The sequence below is a fragment of the Paratractidigestivibacter sp. genome (genome assembly GCF_052362415.1).
Taxonomy (GTDB): domain Bacteria; phylum Actinomycetota; class Coriobacteriia; order Coriobacteriales; family Atopobiaceae; genus Paratractidigestivibacter.
In genome coordinates, this window is sequence record NZ_DAWEMK010000189.1 from 1,645 (window position 1) to 2,029 (window position 385).

The 385-nt window shown below is 70.4% G+C and carries 1 pseudogene; it reads left to right on the forward strand.

Going from position 1 to position 385, the window contains the following annotated elements:
* Nucleotides 1-385 (forward strand): annotated as a pseudogene (locus ACT84W_RS10770) (ABC transporter ATP-binding protein); the annotation flags it as partial.

Consider the following 385-nt stretch of genomic DNA (forward strand, 5'->3'; position numbering starts at 1 on the left):
CAGAAGCAGAAGGTCGCCATCGCCGCGATCCTCGCGCTCGCGCCGCGCGTCCTCGTGCTCGACGAGCCGACGGCCGCGCTCGACCCCGCGAGCTCCACGCTCGTCTTCGAGACGCTCCGCCGCGTCAACGAGCTCGCGGGCATCACCGTCGTCGTCATCGAGCAAAAGGTCGCCCTGCTGTGCAAGTACTGCGAGCGCGTGCTCGTGATGAGCGAGGGCCGGCTCGCCTTCGACGGCGAGCCGCACGAGGTGTTCGCCCACGCCCGTGAGCTGCGCCAAATGGGCGTCGACAGCCCTCGCGTGGCGAGAATGGCGAACAGCCTGGCCCAGAAGGGCATCCTTCCCGCCGGCGGGCGCCCGTGCCTGAACGTCCCGGAGGCAAAGG